This is a genomic window from Marinobacter sp. (assembly GCF_035268745.1).
Classification (GTDB): Bacteria; Pseudomonadota; Gammaproteobacteria; order Pseudomonadales; family Oleiphilaceae; genus Marinobacter.
On sequence record NZ_DATFKH010000173.1, the window covers coordinates 1 to 22,693 of the forward strand.

The 22,693-nt window shown below is 57.9% G+C and carries 22 protein-coding genes and 1 tRNA gene; 9 read left to right on the forward strand and 14 right to left on the reverse strand.

The genetic code is table 11. The annotated features are described in order from the left end of the window. Window positions 1-292: 292 nt before the first annotated feature. Entirely contained in the window at window positions 293-757 is a 465-nt protein-coding gene (gene trmL / locus VJ956_RS12425; RefSeq protein ID WP_324085360.1) for a tRNA (uridine(34)/cytosine(34)/5-carboxymethylaminomethyluridine(34)-2'-O)-methyltransferase TrmL, read from the forward strand. Here the strand turns inward: trmL and VJ956_RS12430 are convergent. The 8 genes from VJ956_RS12430 to VJ956_RS12465 form a co-directional block, all read right to left on the reverse strand. Beyond that, window positions 715-1,536, reverse strand: a complete 822-nt coding sequence (locus VJ956_RS12430) for a heme ABC transporter ATP-binding protein (RefSeq protein ID WP_324085361.1) — start codon at window positions 1,534-1,536, stop codon at window positions 715-717. The two genes, trmL and VJ956_RS12430, sit on opposite strands and share 43 nt — an antisense overlap. Next, on the reverse strand, window positions 1,536-2,573 hold the full coding sequence (locus tag VJ956_RS12435) for a FecCD family ABC transporter permease (RefSeq protein WP_414674441.1): 1,038 nt from the start codon (window positions 2,571-2,573) through the stop codon (window positions 1,536-1,538). The genes VJ956_RS12430 and VJ956_RS12435 overlap by 1 nt, the downstream gene beginning before the upstream one ends. Continuing rightward, window positions 2,563-3,417 (reverse strand): heme/hemin ABC transporter substrate-binding protein, encoded by an 855-nt coding sequence (locus tag VJ956_RS12440; protein WP_324085363.1) that lies wholly within the window; start codon window positions 3,415-3,417, stop codon window positions 2,563-2,565. The genes VJ956_RS12435 and VJ956_RS12440 overlap by 11 nt, the downstream gene beginning before the upstream one ends. Continuing rightward, on the reverse strand, window positions 3,414-4,487 hold the full coding sequence (locus VJ956_RS12445) for a hemin-degrading factor (RefSeq protein ID WP_324085364.1): 1,074 nt from the start codon (window positions 4,485-4,487) through the stop codon (window positions 3,414-3,416). The genes VJ956_RS12440 and VJ956_RS12445 overlap by 4 nt, the downstream gene beginning before the upstream one ends. Before the next feature lie 3 nt (window positions 4,488-4,490). Next, complete coding sequence (locus tag VJ956_RS12450; RefSeq protein WP_324085365.1) at window positions 4,491-5,615, reverse strand: HmuY family protein; 1,125 nt, start codon at window positions 5,613-5,615, stop codon at window positions 4,491-4,493. Between the two features lie 36 nt (window positions 5,616-5,651). Further along, entirely contained in the window at window positions 5,652-7,664 is a 2,013-nt protein-coding gene (locus VJ956_RS12455) for a TonB-dependent receptor (protein ID WP_324085366.1), read from the reverse strand. Between the two features lie 141 nt (window positions 7,665-7,805). After that, complete coding sequence (secB, locus tag VJ956_RS12460) at window positions 7,806-8,309, reverse strand: protein-export chaperone SecB (RefSeq protein WP_324085367.1); 504 nt, start codon at window positions 8,307-8,309, stop codon at window positions 7,806-7,808. Window positions 8,310-8,357: 48 nt separating this feature from the next. Continuing rightward, window positions 8,358-8,774, reverse strand: a complete 417-nt coding sequence (locus VJ956_RS12465) for a rhodanese-like domain-containing protein (RefSeq protein ID WP_324085368.1) — start codon at window positions 8,772-8,774, stop codon at window positions 8,358-8,360. A 155-nt stretch (window positions 8,775-8,929) separates the two neighbouring features. Here VJ956_RS12465 and gpmI point away from each other — a divergent pair, with 155 nt between their 5' ends. The 4 genes from gpmI (at window position 8,930) to VJ956_RS12485 (ending at window position 13,991) form a co-directional block, all read left to right on the forward strand. Then, complete coding sequence (gpmI, locus tag VJ956_RS12470; RefSeq protein WP_324085369.1) at window positions 8,930-10,477, forward strand: 2,3-bisphosphoglycerate-independent phosphoglycerate mutase; 1,548 nt, start codon at window positions 8,930-8,932, stop codon at window positions 10,475-10,477. Continuing rightward, a complete protein-coding gene (locus VJ956_RS12475) occupies window positions 10,474-11,610 on the forward strand; it encodes a murein hydrolase activator EnvC family protein (RefSeq protein WP_324085370.1) in 1,137 nt (378 codons plus the stop codon). Before gpmI ends, VJ956_RS12475 begins: the two co-directional genes overlap by 4 nt. A 117-nt stretch (window positions 11,611-11,727) precedes the next feature. Further along, entirely contained in the window at window positions 11,728-13,164 is a 1,437-nt protein-coding gene (locus tag VJ956_RS12480; RefSeq protein ID WP_324085371.1) for a S41 family peptidase, read from the forward strand. Between the two features lie 44 nt (window positions 13,165-13,208). Beyond that, window positions 13,209-13,991 carry a divergent polysaccharide deacetylase family protein gene (locus tag VJ956_RS12485; protein WP_324085381.1) on the forward strand — a complete coding sequence of 261 codons (783 nt, stop codon included), beginning with the start codon at window positions 13,209-13,211 and terminating at the stop codon, window positions 13,989-13,991. 43 nt (window positions 13,992-14,034) lie between these two features. On the opposite strand, the gene hisF is transcribed toward VJ956_RS12485, so the two are convergent. The 5 genes from hisF to VJ956_RS12510 form a co-directional block, all read right to left on the reverse strand. Further along, window positions 14,035-14,808 (reverse strand): imidazole glycerol phosphate synthase subunit HisF, encoded by a 774-nt coding sequence (gene hisF, locus VJ956_RS12490; RefSeq protein ID WP_324085372.1) that lies wholly within the window; start codon window positions 14,806-14,808, stop codon window positions 14,035-14,037. 8 nt (window positions 14,809-14,816) lie between these two features. Beyond that, a complete protein-coding gene (hisA, locus tag VJ956_RS12495; RefSeq protein WP_324085373.1) occupies window positions 14,817-15,554 on the reverse strand; it encodes a 1-(5-phosphoribosyl)-5-[(5-phosphoribosylamino)methylideneamino]imidazole-4-carboxamide isomerase in 738 nt (245 codons plus the stop codon). A gap of 206 nt (window positions 15,555-15,760) precedes the next feature. Then, window positions 15,761-16,402 (reverse strand): imidazole glycerol phosphate synthase subunit HisH, encoded by a 642-nt coding sequence (gene hisH / locus VJ956_RS12500; protein ID WP_324085374.1) that lies wholly within the window; start codon window positions 16,400-16,402, stop codon window positions 15,761-15,763. Between the two features lie 45 nt (window positions 16,403-16,447). Further along, window positions 16,448-17,041: an imidazoleglycerol-phosphate dehydratase HisB gene (gene hisB, locus VJ956_RS12505; protein WP_324085375.1), complete on the reverse strand. Its 594-nt coding sequence runs from the start codon at window positions 17,039-17,041 to the stop codon at window positions 16,448-16,450. Window positions 17,042-17,182: 141 nt separating this feature from the next. Continuing rightward, window positions 17,183-17,644, reverse strand: a complete 462-nt coding sequence (locus VJ956_RS12510; RefSeq protein ID WP_324085376.1) for an SRPBCC family protein — start codon at window positions 17,642-17,644, stop codon at window positions 17,183-17,185. 218 nt (window positions 17,645-17,862) lie between these two features. Here VJ956_RS12510 and VJ956_RS12515 point away from each other — a divergent pair, with 218 nt between their 5' ends. From VJ956_RS12515 to VJ956_RS12530, 4 genes are all read left to right on the forward strand, one after another. Then, window positions 17,863-20,052, forward strand: coding sequence for an AsmA family protein (locus VJ956_RS12515; protein WP_324085377.1), 2,190 nt, complete (start codon window positions 17,863-17,865; stop codon window positions 20,050-20,052). Beyond that, window positions 20,049-21,113: an A/G-specific adenine glycosylase gene (mutY, locus tag VJ956_RS12520; protein ID WP_324085378.1), complete on the forward strand. Its 1,065-nt coding sequence runs from the start codon at window positions 20,049-20,051 to the stop codon at window positions 21,111-21,113. The genes VJ956_RS12515 and mutY overlap by 4 nt, the downstream gene beginning before the upstream one ends. A gap of 24 nt (window positions 21,114-21,137) precedes the next feature. Continuing rightward, complete coding sequence (locus VJ956_RS12525) at window positions 21,138-21,410, forward strand: oxidative damage protection protein (RefSeq protein WP_324085379.1); 273 nt, start codon at window positions 21,138-21,140, stop codon at window positions 21,408-21,410. 87 nt (window positions 21,411-21,497) lie between these two features. Further along, window positions 21,498-21,573 (forward strand) — tRNA-Phe (locus tag VJ956_RS12530). A 136-nt stretch (window positions 21,574-21,709) separates the two neighbouring features. On the opposite strand, the gene VJ956_RS12535 is transcribed toward VJ956_RS12530, so the two are convergent. Next, window positions 21,710-22,693: methyl-accepting chemotaxis protein (locus VJ956_RS12535; RefSeq protein WP_324085380.1), on the reverse strand; the 984-nt coding region annotated here is incomplete at its 5' end.

The following is a 22,693-nucleotide window of genomic DNA, read 5'->3' on the forward strand; positions in this document are numbered from 1 at the left end:
CCTGCTGTGTGATGCCCCTTTCGTGACCGGCCAGATTCTGGCTGTAGACGGCGGCCGCAGCCTCAATATGTAGCCCGCCGGGCACCCTCGCCAGTGATCCTGGTGATTCTTGGCAATTGCGCGGTTTCAGCTACACTTGCCGGTACTCCGGACCGGGTTGCGGGCCAAAACCCCGACCCGATCCCTCTGATATCGGGAGAGTTTCATGCGTGATGTTGTCATCGCCGCCGCCAAACGCACCGCCGTAGGCAATGACGCCTTCGCGGCACAAGCAGTGGAATGCTGATCGAACGTGCTTAACGTTGTGCTGTACGAGCCCGAGATACCACCCAATACCGGCAATATCATCCGGCTGTGCGCCAACACCGGCTGCAGGCTGCATCTGATTGAACCTCTGGGATTCAACCTGGAAGACAAACAGATGCGCCGGGCCGGGCTGGATTACAGTGAGTACGCCACTGTTACCGTGCACCCTGACTACCAGGGTTTTCTGGACAGCGAACAGCCGCAACGGCTGTTCGGGCTCACCACCCGAGGCAGCTGCCACTACCATGAAATTAATTATCAGCCGGGCGACTACCTGATGTTTGGCCCGGAAACCCGCGGCCTGCCCGCGGAGGTTCGCGATTCTCTGCCCCCGGAGCGCTGCCTCCGGGTGCCCATGCGGCCAGAAAGCCGCAGCCTCAATCTGTCCAACACGGCAGCGCTGGTGGTTTACGAAGCCTGGCGGCAGTTGGGGTTCACAGGCGCCGTATAAGCTCTCGCAGACCTATCGCGCCTGGGCACCACCATCGGGTAGCCTTCCTCCAGCTCGATAACCCTCGCGGTAAAGCCATAGACTGTTTGCAGCAGGTCGGGCGTGAGCACCTCCCATGCCGATCCTTCATGAATAAGACAGCCGGCCTTCATCACCAGCAGGCGATCGGCAAACTGGGCCGCCAGATTCAGATCGTGCACCACCGCCAGAACCGCCATGCCCTCATCTCTGGCCAGACTGCGGACCAGAGCGAGCGCCATCTGCTGATGCGCCGGGTCGAGGGCGGAAGTGCACTCGTCCAGTAGCAACAGCCTGTCGCCCGGGCTATCCAGAACCTGGGCCAGTACCCGCGCCAGTTGTAACCGCTGCTGTTCACCACCGGAGAGACCGGGAACCAGCCGGTGTCTCAGGTGGCCGATATCCAGCTCATTCATCAACTGATCTACCACCGGGTCGCTCCGGCCAGAAGCCTTTGCAGGCCGCCCAAGGCAAACGACCTCCTCGACCGTGAGCGGGAAATTCACTTCCACCCGCTGGGGCATCACGGCACGCTGGCGCGCAAGCGATTCAGGAGGCCAGGATCCAAGCTCCCGACCCGAGAAGCTCACGTTCCCTTGATAGGGAATATCGCCGCTGACAGCCCTGAGCAAAGTCGACTTACCGGCGCCGTTAGGGCCCAGCAGCATCAGCATTTCGCCTGCCTGTATCTGGCAATCAATACCATTGACCACCCGGGAACGCCCGAGGGAGACACTGACATTTTCAACGGCAAGAACCATCAGATCACCTTTGTTCGTAACAGAATAGCCAGGAAAAAAGGACCACCAATCAGCGCCATCATCAAGCCAATAGGCAGTTCAGCCGGCGTTACCACTACCCGCGCCAGGGAATCCGCCGCCACCAGCAGTGTCCCCCCAGCCAGAGCGCTGAAAGGCAATACCACCCGGTGGCTGGCACCCAGCAACTGGCGCACCAGATGAGGCACCACGAGCCCCACAAAACCGATCAGCCCGCTGACCGCAACGGCGGCTCCCACACCCAGACCGACCACCAGGATGGCCGCCCTCTTGACAGTGTCGGTACGATATCCAAGGTGTCCGACCACCGATTCGCCCAGCAAAAATGCATCCAGCGGGCGGGCCAGCCAGGGCGCCGCCAGCAACGCCAGCAGCATGAACGGAGCGCCAACCAGGAGATCATTCCAGTCTGCATGACCCAGACTGCCCATGGTCCAGAAAGTCAGCGAACGCAGCTCTTCATCAGTGGCGTAAAAAGTCAGCAAACCAGTGGCGGCGCCTGCCACGGCGTTGATCGCAATACCCGCAAGCAACAGGGTTGCCACCGCCGTCTGTCCGGATCGGTTGGCAATGCGCCAGGCCAGCAGGACGGTACCACTACCGCCAAGAAAAGCCGCGATGGGCAGGGCCCATTCGCCAGTCATGGCCAGCCAGCCACCCAGCCAGGTGTTGCCCAGCACGATCACCGCAATTGCAGCCAGGGAGGCGCCAGCGGAAACCCCGATCAGCCCCGGATCCGCCAGAGGATTGCGAAACAGCCCCTGCAGCAAGGCCCCTGAGACCGCCAGCACCGCACCGACCAGAAAGCCCAACAGGAATCTCGGCATTCGTACTTCCAGCAGCACCATTGACGCCACTGGATCGCTCGCTTCCCGGCCGGTGATCACGCTCAGAATATCGGTAAGCCCCAACGGATAGGCACCACTGGTAATGGACACCAGAGCCACAACAGCGGCGGCGGACAACGCAACCACCAGTGACGGTGCAAAACCGAGGCGGCCTGCGGCATCACGAACCATTGGCCGCCACTTTCGATGGCGCAGGTAATACTTCATTCACCGCAGCCATTGCGTCAGGCAGCCGCGGGCCGAAACCCAGCAGCATCATGCCGTCTGCCACCAGACGATGGCCGTTTTGCCAGGCATCAAGACGTTCCACCTCGGGCCAGGATCCGATCTCGAATTGCCCTGGCGTCGACTCTGCAATAACAATGGCATCCGGCCGGGAGACCAGAATGGCTTCCCGGTTGGCCGGTTTGTAGCCCTGGATCCCCGACATGGCATTGACCGCCCCGACAGAATCCAGCAGTGCCGAGGCAGCCGTTCCTTCGCCTGCCAGCATCACCGAGTGATTACCGGCGGCAAGAATGAACAGCACCGTCGGCTGACTCCCCCGGGCCAAAGATGCCCGCTGAACCCGGTTGATTTCCGACCGGAGCTCAGCGGCCAGATCCGCGGCCCTTTCCTCCTCGCCGAGCAGTGCGCCCACCGACATAACCCGCCGCAATGCCGCATCCGGCGTTCGGGCGGCGTGCAGTTTTTCAACCTGAACGCCGGCCCTTGCCAAACGGTCCAGGTTCTCTTCCGGAGCCGCATGCTCCGAGGTAATCAGCAGATCCGGCTTCAGCGCCAGCACCCCTTCAAAAGGCAAGGCCCGCAGATAGCCGATCTTTGGCAGCAGCTCGGTCTGTTGCGGATAACCGCTGGTGGTGTCTACCCCCACCAGCAGGGATTCCAGGCCCAGTCGGTAAACAACTTCAGTGATGGCGCCGTCAGCAGTCACCACCCGCAGCGGCTCCCCGGCCCCTGAGGAAGGCATGAACACCGCCGCCAACAGCAGCCACACGAAAATCCGGGATCTCATGTCAGTGCCTCCAGAGTAGCCGCCTGCTCCCGCCAGAGCGGGGATTCGGGAATACCGGGCTTACGTTCACCAAACACAGTCAATACCAGTTCACCGCCGGCATTGAAGGCTTCCACAGAGGTGATAGTGCCGTCAGCAGACGGACGGCGCACCAGCCACCAGCGCTGGATCAATTCCGTGTTGGCATGCAGGTTGAAGCCCTCGTCGAGAACGTTCATCCATGGACCCTGCCGGCGCAGGTTCTTCACCCTGCCCGTGAAGATCTGCACAATTCCGGGATTACCGACAAAGAACATGGCCGGACACTGGTTGTCCCTGAGCAGTTCCAGCAGCCGGTCCAGCACCATGCCATCAGTACGCTCCAGCTCCGTCGCCCACTCACCTCTCAACAGTTCCAGGGCCGTCAGCCGGTCGGTCCCTGCCCGCTTCAGCAAAGCGCCAAAATGATGAACATCCTTGAGCTCACGCCAGCCATCACGAAGAATCCCGGCATTTACCTTGTCCGGCTCTGCACGCTGGGGGACCGGCCTTTTGCCCCGGGGCTCGAATGGTCTCGGGCCTTCTGCTCTGAAAGCGCGGATCAGCGCCTCCCATGCCGCGCCATCGGTATCCGCAACACGGTATATTTTGTGGACCGCCGCACCATACTGGTCGAAAAACTGCAGGCTCTCCCGCAGCCCTGAACGTACCTGTTCCCGCACTCTGTAACCGAAGGCCCAGTGTTTGAAAAAGACCCGAATATCGATCTCGCCGACCGCCAGACCCATGGCGCCGGAGCGTCCGCTGGTGAAATCCTGGAAGGTGCCGGTGACCTCATGCACAACTTCGTTGTTGCGGGTCAGGATCATCACCGGCCCCACCGTCTCCAGCGCCTTGAGAAGGTCCCCGAAATTATCCCTCAGAGGAATAAGTGCTTCCTCATCCCGCAGCCGCACTAGCTCCATCTCGCTGACACCCAGACTGTCCGCCACCTGACGGATCCTGATATTGGGCTGCGCCTGTTGCAGTGCCTGCCAACGCCCTGCGAGGGACTCGGTTGCCGTATCTGTGGCCATTCCAGTCTGTTGCATGGGTTACTCCTGAGCCTGCTGAAGTTCAACGGGCAGCCAGCGCACGGTAGGCTGGCCACTGGTTCCGTTCTGGTCGTAGTAGCCGACAATCTGCAGTGCCCAGACCGTGGAATCAGGATCACCGGCATCCGCCTTGATCAGGAAAGTACGGAAATTGGGCCAGATCTTGTGCTGTCCCAGCAGGTTGTAGGCATGCCAGGTGTTATCCGTGAAGACCCCGCCGGTTGAATCCCGGCTGTAGAGCTGGGGCACGCCCGGATCACTGTCACTGGCAGCAAGCTCGCTCCAGGTCAACGGGCCGGAAGCCCCGCCACTGCCGCTGCCGGACACCCCGCTATTTGATTTCAGGTACCAGTCGCGGCCGGAGAAGCCGACCTGGACATCCCATACTTCACTGGTGGCACAGTCGACAACCGCGGCGGAATCGAAGTCGAAGCAGGCATCACCGCCGAGGTAGTCCTGCGGCGGCTCAAAGGTAACCGGTACAGAACCGAACCGGGACTCTCCTGCCGCCTGGACATCGAACTCGAGTGTGAAATCGGTAATACCCTGTCCTTCGCGGGTCGGAAAACTGAAGTCGACAACCCGCATGCGGGCAAAGCTGTTGCCTTCAGCTGACCGCACCAGGTAGCCCACATCTTCTGCCGCGGTAATTACACCCGTGGCGGAATTGTATCGGGACCAGGAGTCCGACGAACCGAATGCGCTTGCAAAAGCATCTTCCTGCCATGTGGCCGGCGCCTCAAAAATGCCCAGCAAGTGTTCCTGCTCGGAGTTGGCGGTCGCGTTGGTGAACACATTTGCATCAGGGTTACCGTTAGCATCGTAAAAATCGCCCTGAGCGGAGGTGAGGGCTCCGGCAACGGTTCCGTTGCCGGATGCACCGCTGTTTACTTTAAAGTTCAAGCGGTTGGCCGCGATATGCCAGTCCCCGCTCTCAGCAACCATGGTTCCTGTTTCCAGGTTCAGGTAGACGGTCTCCGTAGCGGCAGGCATCAGCTGCTCGGAAAAATTGCTCACGGTTTCAGGTTCGTCTTCGGCGATGGAGTTGTCACTACCGCCGCCGCAGGCGGTCAGAGCCAGTGCGGCCAGCACAATAGCCGGCGGTCTGGTATCAGAAAAGTCCATGGATATCTCCTTCACGTTGCTGTTGGTAGTTAGGCATCATTCGCCCAGGGAAACTGTCAGCCCGGCGTAAAGAAAACGCCCGGCAACGGGTCTGAAATCTTCACTGGCATTGGCAAAGTCGCGCTGCTCATCGGTGATGTTGTCAGCGCCAGCGAACAGTCGAAGCCGGTCGGAGAACCGGTAATTCAGTTTTAAATCAGCTGTTGTATACCCCGGAGATTCTGTTCCCGCGGCAGCGTCAACAAACTCCTCACTCTGGTACCGTACCCGGGCGCTCCAGGACAGGTTCGTCAGCCAAAACGGACCATCCAGCCCGATAAGCGCCTGATGTCTGGGGCGACGGTTGAGTTCATCACCGGTTGCCAGATCCTCGGTTCGGGTCAGGGTATAGCCAGCAGTGAGCCGCCAATTTCGGGAAGGTTCCCAGCCAGCTGTAGTCTCAAGCCCCCAGGTCCGGGCTTCGGCAAGATTCTCGTAGGTGAAAACCTGGACTCCGTCATTCCGCGCCTGGGTGGCCTCGGCATCGGGGGAGGTCTGGATAAGTTGTTCAATACTGTTAAGGAAGGCATTCGCTTCCAGCCATGCCGAGCGGTTCCAGGAAAGCCCCCCGCCAAACTGGTAGCTGACGGATTCTTCCGGCTGCAGATCCGGAGTTCCCTGCACGATGTAACCAAGCTGGCTGTGATCAAAGGTGAAATGCCGCTCCTTCAGGTTTGGCACCCGATATCCGACGCCGACGCCACCACGGAGAAATCCGGTGACGGAATCAGTCTGCAACAGATCGTAGCGAGCATTAATTTTCGGTGCCGTGTAGCCTCCGAAATCGGAGTCATGCTGGAATCTTACGCCGGGCACCAACTCGAGATTGGCGGTCGGCATCCAGATGTCCTGGCCCCAGATTTCCTGACTCTCACGGTGCCGGCGAGGCTCGGCACCAAGCTCGGAGCTTCCGTCCTTGAATTGCTCAAGGGTTTCCCGGTGGATATCCACACCGCCCTGGATATTGTGACTGAGCCCCACAGGCCCACCCAGGTGGACAGAGAATCGGGACAGGGTGGATTCCGCGCGGCGGTCATCAAAGACACTACTGCCCGAGTACTTCAGAGTATCGTTGTCCAGGACTTCATGAACCGCGGACCAGCCACCGCGCAGATCTGCAACCCGGCCATGATCGCCAGACAGGGAGTAGCGGGTACGGCTAACCGTTTCGTCCTTGCCCTGATTGATGACAAAAGGCGGATTGCGCTCGGTGAACCGTGAGCCGGACTCCTCCTCGAATCGGGAAACCGCCGCGCTCAGCCGGTGATTTTCATCCGGAGACCAGTCGGTGCGTAAGCTGAAATCGGTGCGATCGTATTCGTCACCCGGACGGGCCCAGGTCTGCGGTTCCGGATCGATGCCATCGGAATGCTGGTGGGAAGCGGACAAACGCATGGCCAGCTGTTCACTACCACCCTGAACCGTGGCCCGAGCCGCATACCGTGCGGGATCGGCCTCATCGCCAGAGGGATTCTGGTGACCATAGGTGCCGGCATCGGTGGTGAACTCACCGGCAAGCCCGGCTGCAACCGGACGGGTAATAACATTAACCACCCCACCGATACCGGAGCTGCCATACTGCGCAGAGACGGCCCCTTTGACCACTTCCACCCGCTCAATATCCAGCACGGCCAGCTGGCTGACATCCACGGTCGACCCGGTGGTCTTGGTCATCGGCAGACCATCGATCAGCACCAGCACCCGGTCAGACGCAACTCCTTGCAGCCAGACCTCATAACCGGGTTTGCCGTGAATTTCCCGAAGCTGCAAGCCCGGCACATTTTGCAGAGCCTCTTTCAGGTTCCGCGCATGGGTCTTCTCGATCTCGGCGGCGGTAACCACCTCGGTGCGGACCGGCGTATCGAGTAACTGGCGCTCTGAACGGGTTCCGGTAACAACAAGCTCGTTCAGATAGCCTGCGGGGGCGGTATCGGCCAGTGTTGCCGTGGAACCCAGGGCAACTATGAAAAGCCAGACTGACAGGCAAAGGCGTAATTTATGGTAAAACATAGGACAACCCGATCACTTATCGTTAATGCGAACGATTGTGATTTAGGTTATTATAAAACGCAAGGGTCAGGTTGTGTTTTCCATGGGCAAACAAAAAAACCGGCCGAGGCCGGTTTTTTTGCAGAGGGATTACATCACCTCTCAGTGGGTCTGCTCTTCCTTTGCCTGACCAGCCGCTTCTTCCTGCTTGCGTTTGAGCGCCTGGGCGTAGATAGCGTCAAAATTGACCGGCGCCAGCATCAGTGAGGGGAAGCTGCCCTTGTTGGCGACTCCATCGATCGCCTCCCGCGCATAAGGGAACAGAATATTGGGGCAGTAGGCGCCCAGCATGTGACCAAGCTGCTGGCCTTCCACGCCTTTGATCATGAAGACGCCGGCCTGCTGGATCTCCACCAGGTAGGCAACCTTTTCGTCCATTTTGGCGGTTACAGTCAGAGACAGAACGACTTCGTACTGTCCTTCCTCGTTCAGCTTGGTGTGGGAGGTATTCAGGTCGAGGTTGACCTGAGGCTTCCACTGCTCCTGGAAAACGGCGGGTGAATTGGGAGATTCAAACGACAGGTCTTTCAGGTAAATACGCTGAAGCGCAAACTGCGGTTGTTTCTGGTTCTCTGTGCCTGCTGCGGCCTGGTCATTTTCAGCCATGTTGATTCCCTTTTATGTTTGATTACGGTTTGATTAGGGCGTGTTGAATTATTTTTTCACCAGAGGCAGGTTGCTGGCCCGCCAGTCGGCAATGCCGCCACTCAGGCGAACCACATTATTGAAGCCTTCTTCTTTGAGCTGTTTGACGGCCATCGCAGAATGTTGTCCCATCTTGTCGGCGACAATAATCTGCTTGTTCTCATGCTTCTTCAATTCCGAGACCCGGCTTTTCAGGCCGCTGAGCGGAATATTGATGGAACCGGTAATCCGGCCTTCGGTAAAGTCTTTGCGGTCACGGATATCCACTACAATGGCTTCATCGCGATTGATCAGGCTTACCGCTGCCTGGGCCGATATTTTCTGACCTCCACGACGGGACTCCAGAACAATCAGGGCAAGCAACAACGCCACAAACAGAGACACCAGAATGTAGTGATTGACTACGAATTCAAATACCCGTTCCATGAAAACATCCTGCTACAAAGTTAGGACCGGGATTATACACACCCATGGTCAGTGACAGAAGCTGACAGACGTTGCCGAAGTTGGCCACGGAATACGAATACGTTTAACATTTGCCCGTTTTACGAAACTTACAGACTTCAATAATGGGATAAGCGATGACTGCCACAAAAACGCCGACTGCACTGATCATTCTCGATGGCTGGGGCCACCGCGACCCGGCTGCAGACAATGCAATCAGCTCTGCCAACACTCCGTGCTGGGACAGACTGTGGCAGGAAAATCCCAAAACCCTGATCAACACCTCAGGAAAGTATGTGGGTTTGCCGGAAGGCCAGATGGGCAACTCTGAGGTGGGTCACATGAATCTCGGTGCCGGCCGGATTGTCTATCAGAGCCTGACACGCATCGACAAGGACATCAGTGACGGTACCTTTGCCGACAACAAGGTCCTCTGCGCCGCCATCGACAAGGCGGTCAGCAGCGGCCGTGCCGTTCATCTGATGGGGCTGCTGTCCCCTGGTGGCGTCCACAGCCATGAAGACCAGATTATGGCAGCCGCTGAACTTGCCGCTGCGCGCGGCGCGCAAGAAGTCTACCTGCACGCCTTTCTGGATGGCCGTGACATGCCACCGAAAAGCGCCAGACCCTCTCTCGAGAAAGCCGCCGCGAAACTGAAAAAACTTGGCGTTGGCCGGATTGCCACCATTGTCGGCCGTTACTTTGCCATGGACCGGGACCATCGCTGGGACCGGGTCGAGCAGGCCTACAATGCAATGACCCTGGGTGAATCAGAGTTCATCGCGGAGGACCCCGTCAGCGCCCTTGAGCAGGCTTACCAGCGGGGCGAGAATGACGAATTTGTCAAAGCCACCCGCATCAGGTCAAGGACCGACACTGAAGCTACCATCAACGATGGCGACAGCGTGATTTTCATGAACTTCAGGGCCGACCGGGCGCGGGAAATGACACGCTGTTTTGTCGACAAGGATTTCGACGGCTTTGAACGCCGCAAACATCCGGAACTGGCGGATTTTGTAATGCTGACCGAGTACGCCGCCGATATCGACACCAGTTGCGCCTACCCACCGGCACAATTGTCCAACGGACTCGGTGAGTATGCCGCCAATCTCGGTAAGACCCAGCTCCGGATCGCTGAAACTGAAAAATATGCCCATGTCACCTTCTTCTTCAATGGTGGCCTCGAGCCGCCCTTCGAGGGTGAGGATCGTATCCTGATACCTTCACCCAATGTGGCCACCTACGATCTGCAGCCGGAAATGAGCGCGCCGCAAGTTACCGACAAACTTTGTGAAGCCATCAGAAGCGGCAAGTACGATCTGGTGGTTTGCAATTACGCCAATGGCGACATGGTCGGCCATACCGGCGATATGGAAGCCGCCGTCAAGGCCGCAGAATGCATCGACCAGTGCGTTGCCAGAATTGTGGAAGCACTGGAGGAAGTTGGCGGAGAAGCGCTGATTACCGCCGACCACGGCAACTGTGAACAGATGCAGGATCCGCATTCCGGCCAGGTACATACCGCCCACACCACCGGGCCTGTCCCCCTGATCTACGTTGGCCCGCGCCCGATATCCCTGAGCGCTGATGGCAGCCTCAGCGATGTCGCGCCCAGCCTGCTTACCCTGATGGGGCTTGATCAACCTACCGAAATGACCGGGCACAGCCTGGTTCAGACCGGTTGATTCGCTCCCTGTTGCTGACCGGGGCACTGCTGTTCAGTGCCTCGCAGACACTGGCGCAACAGCAGGTAACGCCTGGCCAGATCAAAGCGCTCCGGGAAGAAATCGCCGACATCGACGACTGGCTCAGCACTGCGGAAGAAGATCGCTCCTCACTCGAGCGTCAGTTGGCCGATCTGGAAAAAAACATCGGCCAGCTTACCCGTGAGCGCCGGCAATTAAGGAGACAGGCAGGCCAGCAACAGCAACGCCTGGCGGAACTGGACCAGAAGAGCGCAGAGCTGGTACGCATTCTGGACAGCCAGCGCGAAAGCCTGAAAAAACAGATCCGTGCCGCCTGGATGGAAGGCGATGCGCCGGCCGTAAAAGTGCTGCTGAATCAGATCCACCCGGACAAGATTGCCCGGACCATGACCTATTACGAGTACCTCAGCCGCGACACCGTTGCAAGACTGGAAACCTTCTCTGCCAATCTGCAGAAGCTCAAGGCAACCCGTCAGCAAGTGCAGCAAGGCAGGCTGCGGCTGGCGGGTCTGGAAAAAGACGTGGCTGACCGCCAGCAGCAGCTGGCCGCCAGCAAGAACAGGCGCCAGCAGACCCTGGCTGCACTGAGAACAGACATCAGGAACCGGCTGGATGAACGTGAACAGCTGGAGGCGGACCGTCAGCGCCTGGAAAAACTCCTGCGTGAAGTCGAACAGGCCATTGCCGACATTCCCTCACCCAATGAGTCGGCCCCCTTCAGTTCACTGCGGAAAAAACTGCCCTGGCCCTCAGCGGGCAGCGTCGCTAATGCCTTTGGTGACAGCTATGCCGATGGCAGGCTGCGCTATTCCGGAATGCTGATCAACACCCCCGAAGAAGCCGAAATCAGGGCCGTCCACTATGGCAGAGTGGTCTTCGCCAACTGGCTCCGTGGCTTCGGGCTGATCACCATACTCGACCATGGTGACGGCTACATGACACTCTATGGCCACAGCAGCAGCCTGTTCACCAGTCCCGGCGACTGGATACAGGCTGGTGAAACCGTCGCCCAGGCAGGCCGTACCGGCGGTACCGACACGCCCGCGGTCTATTTTGAAATCCGCCACAACGGTAAACCCGTTAACCCCGAGCGCTGGCTCGGCTCGCGCTGACTCCGGTGCCTGCAGCGTGCAGCCTGTCCGAGAGGCTGACAAATCAGCCTGATAGCGCCATACTGTCGGGCATTGACCGGCAACCAGTCAGCCACCGGAATAACACAGGACAAGCGAATGAGACCGGCAAGAAGTAATCAGTATATCGCAGCCTTTCGTGCACTGGCCGTTGCCACAGGCCTGAGTGCACTTTGCCTGATTGTTCTGCCCGGCACTGTCTATGGCCAGCAGACGGATGACGATGTCCAGCGTCTGCTCAAGGACATTGAGGCCGGCGAAACGGACAATATCGAGCAGCCGGATCCGGAAACGCAGCTACCCCTGAATGACCTGCGCAAATTTACCGAGGTCTTTGGCCGCATCAAAGAGGCCTATGTTGAAGAGATAGGCGACCGCCAGTTACTTGAAAGCGCCATCAAAGGCATGCTGTCGGATCTTGATCCGCATTCAACCTATCTGGCCCCCAAGGCTTACGAAAAGCTTGAGGAAAGCACTACCGGTGAATTCGGCGGCCTGGGCATAGAAGTAGGCATGGAAAACGGCTTTGTTAAGGTCATCTCACCCATTGACGATACACCGGCCCAGAAGGCCGGGGTGCAGGCCGGCGACCTGATCGTAAGGCTGGGTGACAAACCGGTAAAAGGCCTGTCGCTTGAAGAAGCCGTCAAACTGATGCGGGGCAAACCCGGTTCCGTGCTGACCCTGACGATTGTGCGCGAAGGCCAGTCAGCACCTATTGAAATTGATGTGGAGCGCGCGGTCATCAAGGTGACCAGCGTGAAATCGCGGATGATTGAAAACGGCTACGCCTACGTCCGGATTACCCAGTTCCAGGCCGATTCGGGCAGCCAGTTTGAACAGGCCCTGAAAGATCTCGAAAAAGCATACGGCAAACCGCTGGATGGTCTGGTTATCGACCTGCGTAACAACCCGGGCGGCATTCTGCAGGCAGCGGTTGAAGCCGCTGACGTTCTGCTTGATGAGGGCCTGATTGTATACACCGAGGGCCGCATCCAGAGCTCCCGTCTGAGGTTCAACGCCAGGGCCGGAGCACTCCTGCCGGATACGCCAATTGTCGTGCTGATCAACGGCGGATCTGCTTCCGCATCGGAAATTATGGCGGGCGCGCTGCAGGACCATGAGCGCGCCGTTATCATGGGCACCCAGTCCTTCGGCAAGGGTAGCGTCCAGACCGTTATCCCACTGGACCAAACCCACGCCATCAAAATGACAACGGCGCGTTATTATACGCCGGACGGTCGGTCTATCCAGGCCAAGGGCATCAGTCCCGATATTGAAGTGAAACCGGCAGAACTGACTGAACTCGAAAATCAGCGCTTTTTCACCGAGGCAGATCTGACCGGGCACCTTGAAGGCGAGGGTGAGGGCCAAGGTGGAACCGGAGGCCAGAACCGGCAAGGTAACCAGAAAGAAACCGGGCAGTCGGCTTCCCCCGCTGACCGCGATTTCCAGCTTCGCTCTGCGCTGAATCTTCTCAAAGGCCTGCAGATCCTCAGCAAGCGCGGCGAGACCCAGAAGGAAACCACGGATTGAAGTCGTTCACTGCGCTGATCACCGGCGCCCTGCTCGCGACCACAATTGCCGTGCCCCTGCTGGCCGAGGAAAATCCGGCCAGCGCCAGACAGGTGCCGCCAACCATCGCCATCATCATTGATGACATGGGGCACAACCTGATTGAGGGTGAACGCCTGATTGCCATGGATCAGCCGCTCACCCTGGCTTTCCTGCCCTTCCGTCGCCACACGACCCTGCTGGCGGAAAAGGCGCATCTGCGCCAGAAAGAAATCATGCTGCACGCGCCCATGGCCAATACCCGATTGCTGGAGCTTGGCCCGGGCGGGCTCAACCCCGGCATGAGCCAACCAGAGATGGCCACAACCCTGCGCCGGGCGCTGAGGTCCATCCCCCACGTGCAGGGCGTGAACAATCACATGGGTAGCCTGCTTACCCAGCAGCTCAAGGCCATGGACTGGGTAATGGCGGAACTTACCCACTATCCCGTGTACTTTGTCGACAGCCGCACCATTGCCTCGTCCATTGCAGGCCATGTGGCCGCCGGCTACCGGATACCTACCCTCACCCGGGATGTCTTTCTCGACAATGAACAGACCGAGGAATATGTCGACAGGCAATTTGAGTTGCTGATCAAACGGGCAAGGCAGAACGGTAGCGCCATAGGCATCGGGCACCCGCACACGGTCACCGTTGATTACCTGGAAAAACGTTTACCGGAACTCGATGAACAGGGCATCGCGATCGCCACCGTCAGTGCAGTCTGGGCCATAAGAAATGGTAACAGGCAGATGTTTGCCGAAGGTGAGAAGCGGCAAATCAGGCCGGCGCTGGCGAAAAAGCAGTAGCCGGTACCGGTTTGTCGGTTTTTTCACCCGACCCGGCAATGCCTCAGTCGCGCACCTCAATCCCCTGAGCTTTCATAAAGGCCTTGGCTTCGGGAATGGTATGCTGACCGAAATGAAAAATAGAGGCTGCCAGCACTGCATCGGCGCGGCCGGCGGTGACGCCGTCGGCAAGGTGTTGCAATTCACCCACACCACCTGAGGCGATCACCGGCACCGGCACCGCGTCACTGATCGCGCGGGTCAGGCCGATATCAAAGCCTATCCTGGTGCCATCCCTGTCCATGCTGGTCACCAGCAGTTCACCGGCCCCCAGCCGGACCATTTTGCGGGCCCAGTCAATAGCGTCCAGCCCTGTCGGCTTGCGTCCGCCGTGGGTAAAGATTTCCCACCTGGGTGCCTCGCCTTCGGCACTGACACTCTTGGCATCAATAGAAACCACGATGCACTGGCTGCCAAACCGCTCCGCCGCTTCCCGCACGAAGTCCGGGTTGAATACCGCAGCGGTGTTAATTGCAACCTTGTCGGCACCGGCATTCAGCAGTTTGCGGATATCGTCGACAGTGCGCACCCCGCCACCGACCGTCAGCGGAATAAACACCTGCGCTGCCATCCGCTCGACGGTTTCATAGGTGGTGTCGCGGCTTTCGTGGCTGGCGGTGATGTCCAGAAAGGTAATTTCGTCGGCGCCTTCTTCGTTGTACTTGCGCGCGACCTCCACGGGGTCGCCGGCATCCCGGATATCGACAAAGTTTACGCCTTTTACAACACGGCCTTTATCGACATCGAGGCAGGGAATTATTCGTTTCGCCAGTGCCATAAGTTGTCTTATCCCTTGAGGCTGTCACAGAAGGCCTGGGCTTCGGCCACATCCAGGGTGCCTTCGTAAATGGCACGGCCGGTAATGGCGCCCAGAATGCCCTGGTCCGCCACTTTTGCCAGCCGCTTCAGGTCATCCATGTTGGTAACGCCGCCGGAGGCAATGACCGGGATGCCCCCCGCTTTTGCCACTGCGGCCGTGGCTTCAACATTAACCCCCTGCATCATGCCGTCGCGGCTGATATCCGTGTAAACGATGGCTTCAACGCCGTCGCTGGCAAAGCGTTCCGCCAGGTCGGTAGCCATGACTTCAGAGACTTCGGCCCAGCCATCGGTCGCTACGCGGCCATTGCTGGCGTCAAGGCCGACGATGATGTGACCGGGGAATTGCCGGCACATGTCAGTAACGAAGTCCGGCTCTTTGACGGCTTTGGTACCGATGATCACCCATTGTACGCCGGCTTGCAGATAGGCTTCGATGGTGTCGGCGGAGCGGATACCGCCACCGATCTGGATCGGCAGGTCCGGGTATTTGCGGGCGATGGCCCGGACGATTTCGCCGTTGACGGGTTCACCCGCGAAGGCCCCGTTCAGGTCCACCAGGTGCAGACGGCGGGCGCCGGCGTTTACCCAGCGGGTCGCCATATCAACGGGGTCGTCACCGAATACGGTGGAGTCGTCCATACGGCCCTGGCGCAGTCTTACGCATTTGCCGTCTTTGAGGTCTATGGCCGGGATGATCAGCATGTTCTGTTTTCCTTTGGAGCGGTTCTGGCTTGCTGCTGGCTACCGAGTTTGATTGCCCGTGCCTCGCCGGCGGGGGCGACCCTGTTCGGGGCACGCTGTTAATACTTCCCTGTACGCTCGACAAAAACATCCATGTTTTTGACGTCCCCGAACAGGGTCGCCCCCGCCGGCAAAGCACTACCCGGGAATAGCCATTAGCGACAGCTCTAGCTCTTTCCGTTCCAGTTTGTGAAGTTTTTCAGTAACTGCAGCCCTGCCCTGGCGCTTTTTTCCGGGTGGAACTGGGCCGCAAAAATATTATTCCTGGCCACAGTGGCAGCCAGATCGACGCCATAGTGGCTGCGGCCAGAGATCTCGGTATTGCCCGCCGCTTCGGCATAATAGCTGTGCACAAAGTAGAAACGGTCGCCATCTGCGATGTTATGCCAGAGTGGGTGTTCAATGGTCTGGTATACCTCATTCCAGCCCATGTGAGGAACTTTCAGGCGTTCACCATTTTCGGTGAGATTTTCCCCGAAATACCGCACTTGTGATGGAAATAAACCGATACAGTCAACGCCGCCGTTTTCTTCACTGCGGGCCATCAATGCCTGCATGCCCACGCAGACGCCAAGGAAAGGACGATCCTGCGAGACTTCGCGAACAAGAGTATCGATACCCAGGCGGCGAATCTCGGCCATGCAATCCCGGATTGCGCCCACACCGGGCAGGATCACCCGGTCAGCTTCACGGATTCTGGCGGGATCGTCGGTGACCAGCACGGTGATTCCCGGGGCCACGTGCTCTACCGCTTTTTTGGCAGAGTGAAGATTACCCATGCCGTAGTCGATAATGGCAACGGTTTTCATGGTTGCTGCGATGTCCTTGGAAGACAGGTGTTAGAGCGGATCTTGTTACAACGACCCTTTGGTAGAGGGCGTGATACCCGCCATGCGCTCGTCCATTTCGATAGCCATGCGCAAAGCGCGGCCAAAGGCCTTGAACACGGTTTCAATCTGGTGATGAGTGTTCTTGCCCTTCAGATTGTCGATATGCAGAGTGACCATGGAGTGATTCACAAAGCCCTGAAAGAACTCGGCAAACAGATCTACGTCGAATCCGCCGACGGCACCACGGGTGTATGGCACATCCATCAGCAGGCCGGGGCGGCCGGACAGGTCGATCACCACGCGGGACAGCGCTTCATCCAGCGGCACATAAGCGTGACCGTAGCGACGAATACCTTTCTTGTCGCCGACCGCCTGCCTGAGAGCCTGACCCAGGGTGATGCCGATATCTTCCACCGTGTGATGGTCATCAATGTGCAGGTCACCCTTCGACACGATACTCAGATCAACCAGCCCGTGGCGGGCGATCTGGTCCATCATGTGTTCGAGAAAAGGCACACCGGTATCAAATGAGGATTTACCGGTACCGTCCAGATCGATCTCGACGGTGATCTGTGTTTCCAGGGTATTTCGTTCTACCCGAGCCTTGCGTTCGGCCATGGGGACTCCAAAGTCATCAGTTGGCAAATGCCGTTAAAATCCAGACGAGGATTATACCTGTTAAGATCCCCCGCGTCCCGCAATGGCCTTAATCACGTTGATAGCCGGCATCAGCAAATAACCGGTAGCAAACACCCGGTATCAGAACGCTTTTTTCAGGTTGGCCATGTAGGTGTCAACCAGGCTGTTGAACTCGTGTTTGATCACCGGGCTGATGGCCAGTTTGAGCATGCCTGGCAGCGGCAGGGTCAGTTCGGCACTGGTGTGGAATTTTACCGCCGTGGCATTTTTGCCCTTTGCCTGCAGCGTCCAGTAGCCGCTGACAACACCGTTACCTTCGCCTTTCACCGGCTCCCAGCTGATTTTGCCCTGCTCTCTGTCCGCATAATATTTGCAGGCATAAACGGACTGGATTGCATACTTGTCTACGCCCACCTTTTCCATTTCCCAGCGATAGGTATTGTCTCCCAGGTCCACCAGTTTACGAACCTTCGGGAAATGACTGGCAGATTCAGGAACATCCGCCAGCAGGTCGAACGCCTCGTCATAGCTGGCCGGCAGCTCCAGTTCGCGGTTCAGCTTGATCGATACAGTAATAGCCACAGCGTTTTCCTTTTATCATTGTTGGTTGCATGCACTGTCTTTTATAGTCTTTTATAAAGGGTACACGTATTCATTGTTTTTTTTATCTCAGGGCTATTTTGGCTGATCACTACCGCATTGTCATACACACACCCTTTTATTCTCCTACCCCTGAGTTATCCTTGGCTCAGGTCCCCGTGTAACCGGCGGACAAATAATTACGGAAGGATGCCTGATTCATGAAAGCTGTTCGCTACATCGTCTTCGCCCTCATCGGAGTGGTTGCCCTGGCCATTGCTGCTATCGCAATCGCCGTCGCGGTGATCGACCCGAATACCTACAAGCCACAAATCGAAAGCGCGGTCGAGTCCAGCACCAACCTGGACCTTGTCCTGGCCGGGGATATTGGCTGGTCGTTCATTCCGCTGGGCCTGGAGCTCAATGATGTGGAAGCCAGGCTTGAAGACGAACGGATGGTCGCTCTGGACCAGTTGGTTGCCGAACTGAGCTTCTGGTCACTGGTCACCATGTCGCCCCGGGTGCATACCTTTTCCCTCATCGGACTGGAGGCCAACCTGTCGGTGGACGAAAAAGGCACCGGTAACTGGACGCTCATCATGCCCGAAAGCGATGCGGCGACTGCGGGGCAACCGGATGCGGCTGCGCCTGCCGAAGAGACAGCGGCTGACAGCACAGAAGCAAGCGCGCCACTGGACTTCAATATTGAGCAGGTCGAGATCAGCGACGCCAGATTGCATTATGAAGACAGGGGAACCGGCCAGTCGGTAACCCTCGAAGGCGTCTCACTCACTGCCAGGCAAATCACCCTGGGGTCCGGTTTTCCTCTGGAGCTGGCCTTCCGCTTTGCCACCAACCAGCCGCGGTTCGAGGTTGATGGCAGTATCAGTGCGCAGCTCACGGCTAATGAAGCGCTGAACGATTTCAGCGTTGCCGACCTTGAAGCCGTCTTTGACATGGCCGGCGAACCCTTTGCCGGAAAATCGGTTCGCGCTTCACTGGAAGGCTCGCTGGCGGCCAATCTGGAAAACGAGATTGCCACGCTCTCTGGCTTTAGCGCCAGTCTGGCCGATCTGGAGCTCAACACCGATCTGACTGTCAGTGGCTTCGGCCAGGAACCCCAGATTACAGGCACCCTTGATGTCGGGAAATTTTCGCTCAAGGAACTGCTGTCCGACCTTGGCCAGCCTGCCATTAAGACAGAGGATCCGGACGCCATGAAGGCCGTTGCCTTTACCACTGCCATCGGCGGTGAGCCGGGCACCGTAGCTCTCACGGATCTGAGCCTGACCCTGGACAACACCACCTTTACCGGAAGTGCGGCCTATACTCTCGCCAACAGCGGCATCAAGCTTGAGCTGAAAGGCGACGCCATCAACGCCGACCGCTACCTGCCGCCGGCCAGCGATGAAGAAGCCACCACCGAAGAGGCTCCCCAGGGCGACGAAGCTACGGAAGAAGGCGAGCTCCTGCCGCTGGAAACCCTGCGGACACTGGTCCTGGATATCAACCTGGGTCTGGGACAGCTGATTGTCAGCAATCTCACCATCAACGAGATCAAGTCAGTGATCACCGCCCGTAATGGTGTGCTGAAAGTGGAGGATTTCAGCGGCAAGCTCTACGACGGCTCCTTCAGTTCCAACGTCACCCTGGATGCGCGTACCGACAACCCGCAGTGGAGCATCAACAAAGACATCAACAACGTTCAGACATTGCCGCTGCTGACAGACCTGGCCGAAGTGGAAATGCTCTCCGGCGGCGCTAACATGGATGTCAACGTCAGCACTACCGGCAACCGTATTTCTGCCCTGCGCAGCAATGCCAGCGGCGAGATCGGTTTCAACCTGGCCCAGGGCGAGTTCACCCGGATGAACCTCACCCGCATGGCCTGCCAGGGCATTGCCATGGTCAACCAGGAAAGCCTGACCAAGACAGACTGGGGAACCAGCACCCCCTTCAATGACATGAAGGGTACGCTCAGGATTAATGGCAACACCCTCAACAATACCGATCTGGTGGCAGCTCTTTCAGGCATGAGACTGGAGGGCGACGGCACTGCCGACCTGGCCGCTTCCGAACTGGATTATGAAATCGGTCTGCGCATTGTCGGCGAGATCGCGCGGGACAACGCCTGCCGGGTTACCGACACTGTCAAGGATGTGGTTATCCCTGTCGAGTGCCGGGGCAACTTCACCGAGGACCCGGCCGGGCTCTGCTCCTTCGACGGTTCGCGCTTTCGCGATGCACTGACAACCATCGCCAGGAATGCCGCCAAGGCCAAGGCCCGTGAAGAAGTGGATGCCGCCAGGTCAAAAGCGGAAGAGAAGGTTTCCGAAAAACTGCAGGAAAAACTGGGAGAGCAAGGCGGTGACCAGGTAAAAGATGCTCTCAAGGGCCTGTTCGGCAAATGACCGACACTTTTGCCGGCAAACTGCTGTCATGGTACGACCACAACGGCAGGCACGACCTGCCCTGGCACCGGGACCGCAACCCCTACCGGGTCTGGGTATCGGAAATCATGCTGCAGCAGACTCAGGTGACCACGGTCATTCCCTACTTCCAGGCCTTTATGGAGCGCTTTCCTGACGTGCGCGCACTCGCCAATGCACCGGTAGATGACGTTCTCGGCCACTGGTCAGGCCTGGGCTACTACGCCCGCGCCCGCAACCTTCATGAAGCAGCAAAGCAAGTTATTGATGAACACGGCGGACAATTCCCCGCCGACCAGACCCGACTGGAAGCCCTGAAAGGGATCGGCCGCTCCACCGCCGCCGCTATTCTGGCGCAGGCCTTCGAGAAACCGGCGACCATCCTTGATGGCAACGTCAAGCGGGTACTGGCCCGCTACCATGCAATACCCGGCTGGCCGGGCAGGACCGCCGTGCTCAACCAGCTCTGGGAGTGCGCGGAACAACACACGCCCGAAGAGCGAATCCGGGACTACACCCAGGCCATCATGGACCTGGGTGCCATGGTCTGCACCCGCACCCGCCCGGCCTGTGGGCGCTGCCCGCTGCGCCACGACTGCAAGGCGAATGCCCGCAACGAACAGGCGCTCTACCCGGGCTCCAAACCGAAAAAAACCAAGCCGGAAAAAACCATCTGGATGGTCATTCTTGAAGACAGCCAGGGCCGGATCCTGCTGGAACGGCGACCACCCAGCGGTATCTGGGGCGGGCTCTGGAGTCTGCCAGAGCTGGACCCGGCCTACCAGCCGGAGGAATTGCCCGACGCCTGCGAACAGGCCTTCGGCTACGACTGCAGCCAGCCGGAGCTGACCGGCGCTTTCCGGCATACCTTCAGCCATTATCACCTGCATATCCGGCCGGCACGGCTGGGCGTTACCGATACCACAAAGGTTTCAGACAGTGGCTGCCGCCAGTGGTTACACCGGGATGAGGCCCTGAGCCTGGGCCTGCCCGCCCCCATTCGGACAATTCTGACCAGCGCCGGACAGGCTGTCCTGCTTTAAATCACCAATCCACAAGGAGCAAAAATGAGCCGCACCGTATTCTGCCGCAAATACCAGGAAGAACTGGAAGGTCTCGAGTTTCCGCCCATGCCCGGCAAGAAAGGCGAAGACCTTTATGAGAATGTAAGCAAAAAAGCCTGGGAAGAATGGCAGGCCCAGCAGACCATGTTGATCAACGAAAAACACCTGAGCCTGATGGACCCCAACACCCGCAAATACCTGCAGGCCCAGATGGAACATTTCTTCAACAACGAGCCCTTCGACAAGGCCGAAGGCTACGTTCCACCGGAACAATAACCCCGGGCCAATTATTTCCGGCGCAGCCTTGACTCAAAACCCCTAAACCGGTTTAATAGCGCCCCGTTGCAGCACAGTCCGCAACTTGCCCGGATAGCTCAGTTGGTAGAGCAACGGATTGAAAATCCGTGTGTCGGTGGTTCGATTCCGCCTCCGGGCACCATCAAGAATTCAGACAGAGCCCGCCTTGTGCGGGCTTTGTTATTTCTGGGCAGCGTTTTGCAAGCAATATGTAAGTGTAACCAGGCCTGTCACAGAAGAGGAGAGGCTGACCTTGAAAGAAACTCAAAGCCTCGGCGCTAAACCTTGAACCGATCGACCAGATCACTCAACTCTTTCGTTTTAGCGGTCAATTCCTCACAGAGTCGGGACGAGTCGGATATGCCACTATTAACTTCATCGGCTATGACAAGTATGCCCTGAACACTCTCATTCATATCCTCTGAAACTGCGGTCTGCTGCTCGGATGCGCTTGCGATCTGGGTATTCAGGTCATTAATCTGGGTAATAAGAGATGACATGTCGGCAAGCGACCTGGATACATTCTCACTGTGCTCTACTGTCTCTTGTCCCCGTGTTTTGGACTGCTGCATGACATCGACCGCTTTGGTCGATCCCTGCTGCAGCCGATCGATCATGACTCTAATCTCCTCAGTGCTGTCCTGGGTTTTGCTTGCCAAAGATCTGACCTCATCTGCGACTACAGCAAAACCACGGCCTTGCTCACCCGCTCTTGCTGCTTCAATAGCTGCATTCAAAGCCAGTAGGTTGGTTTGTTCAGCGATTCCCTGAATCACCGTCAAGACAGATACTATTTCTCTGACATCCTGCTCCAGACTCATAATTACAGTGGAGGCCTCTTCAATCTCATTCGCCAATTTATTGATCGATTGAATGGCGTTATCAACGACACCCTTTGCTTCATCACTCACCCCTTTTGCGTTGTTCGCGGACTCAGAAGCGCTGTTAGTGTTGGTTGAGATGTCTCGTGAGGTAGACGACATCTCGTTAAAAGCAGTGGCGATTTGGTCTGTTTGCTCGCTCTGCTCAGTAACTTTTTCAGAGGCAGCAATTGTCGTCGACAACATACGCTGCATGGAGTTCGCCATATCTGCACAGTTAGTCGAGACCTGCTTGACTATGCCATGGATATTATCGATAAACACATTGAATTCTGTTGCAAGCTGTCCCATCTCATCCTGGGACCGAACCTCCATTCTTTGCGTTAAATCTCCGTCGCCTTGGGCAATATTTTTTATTCGATTTATCACTTCCCTGATTGG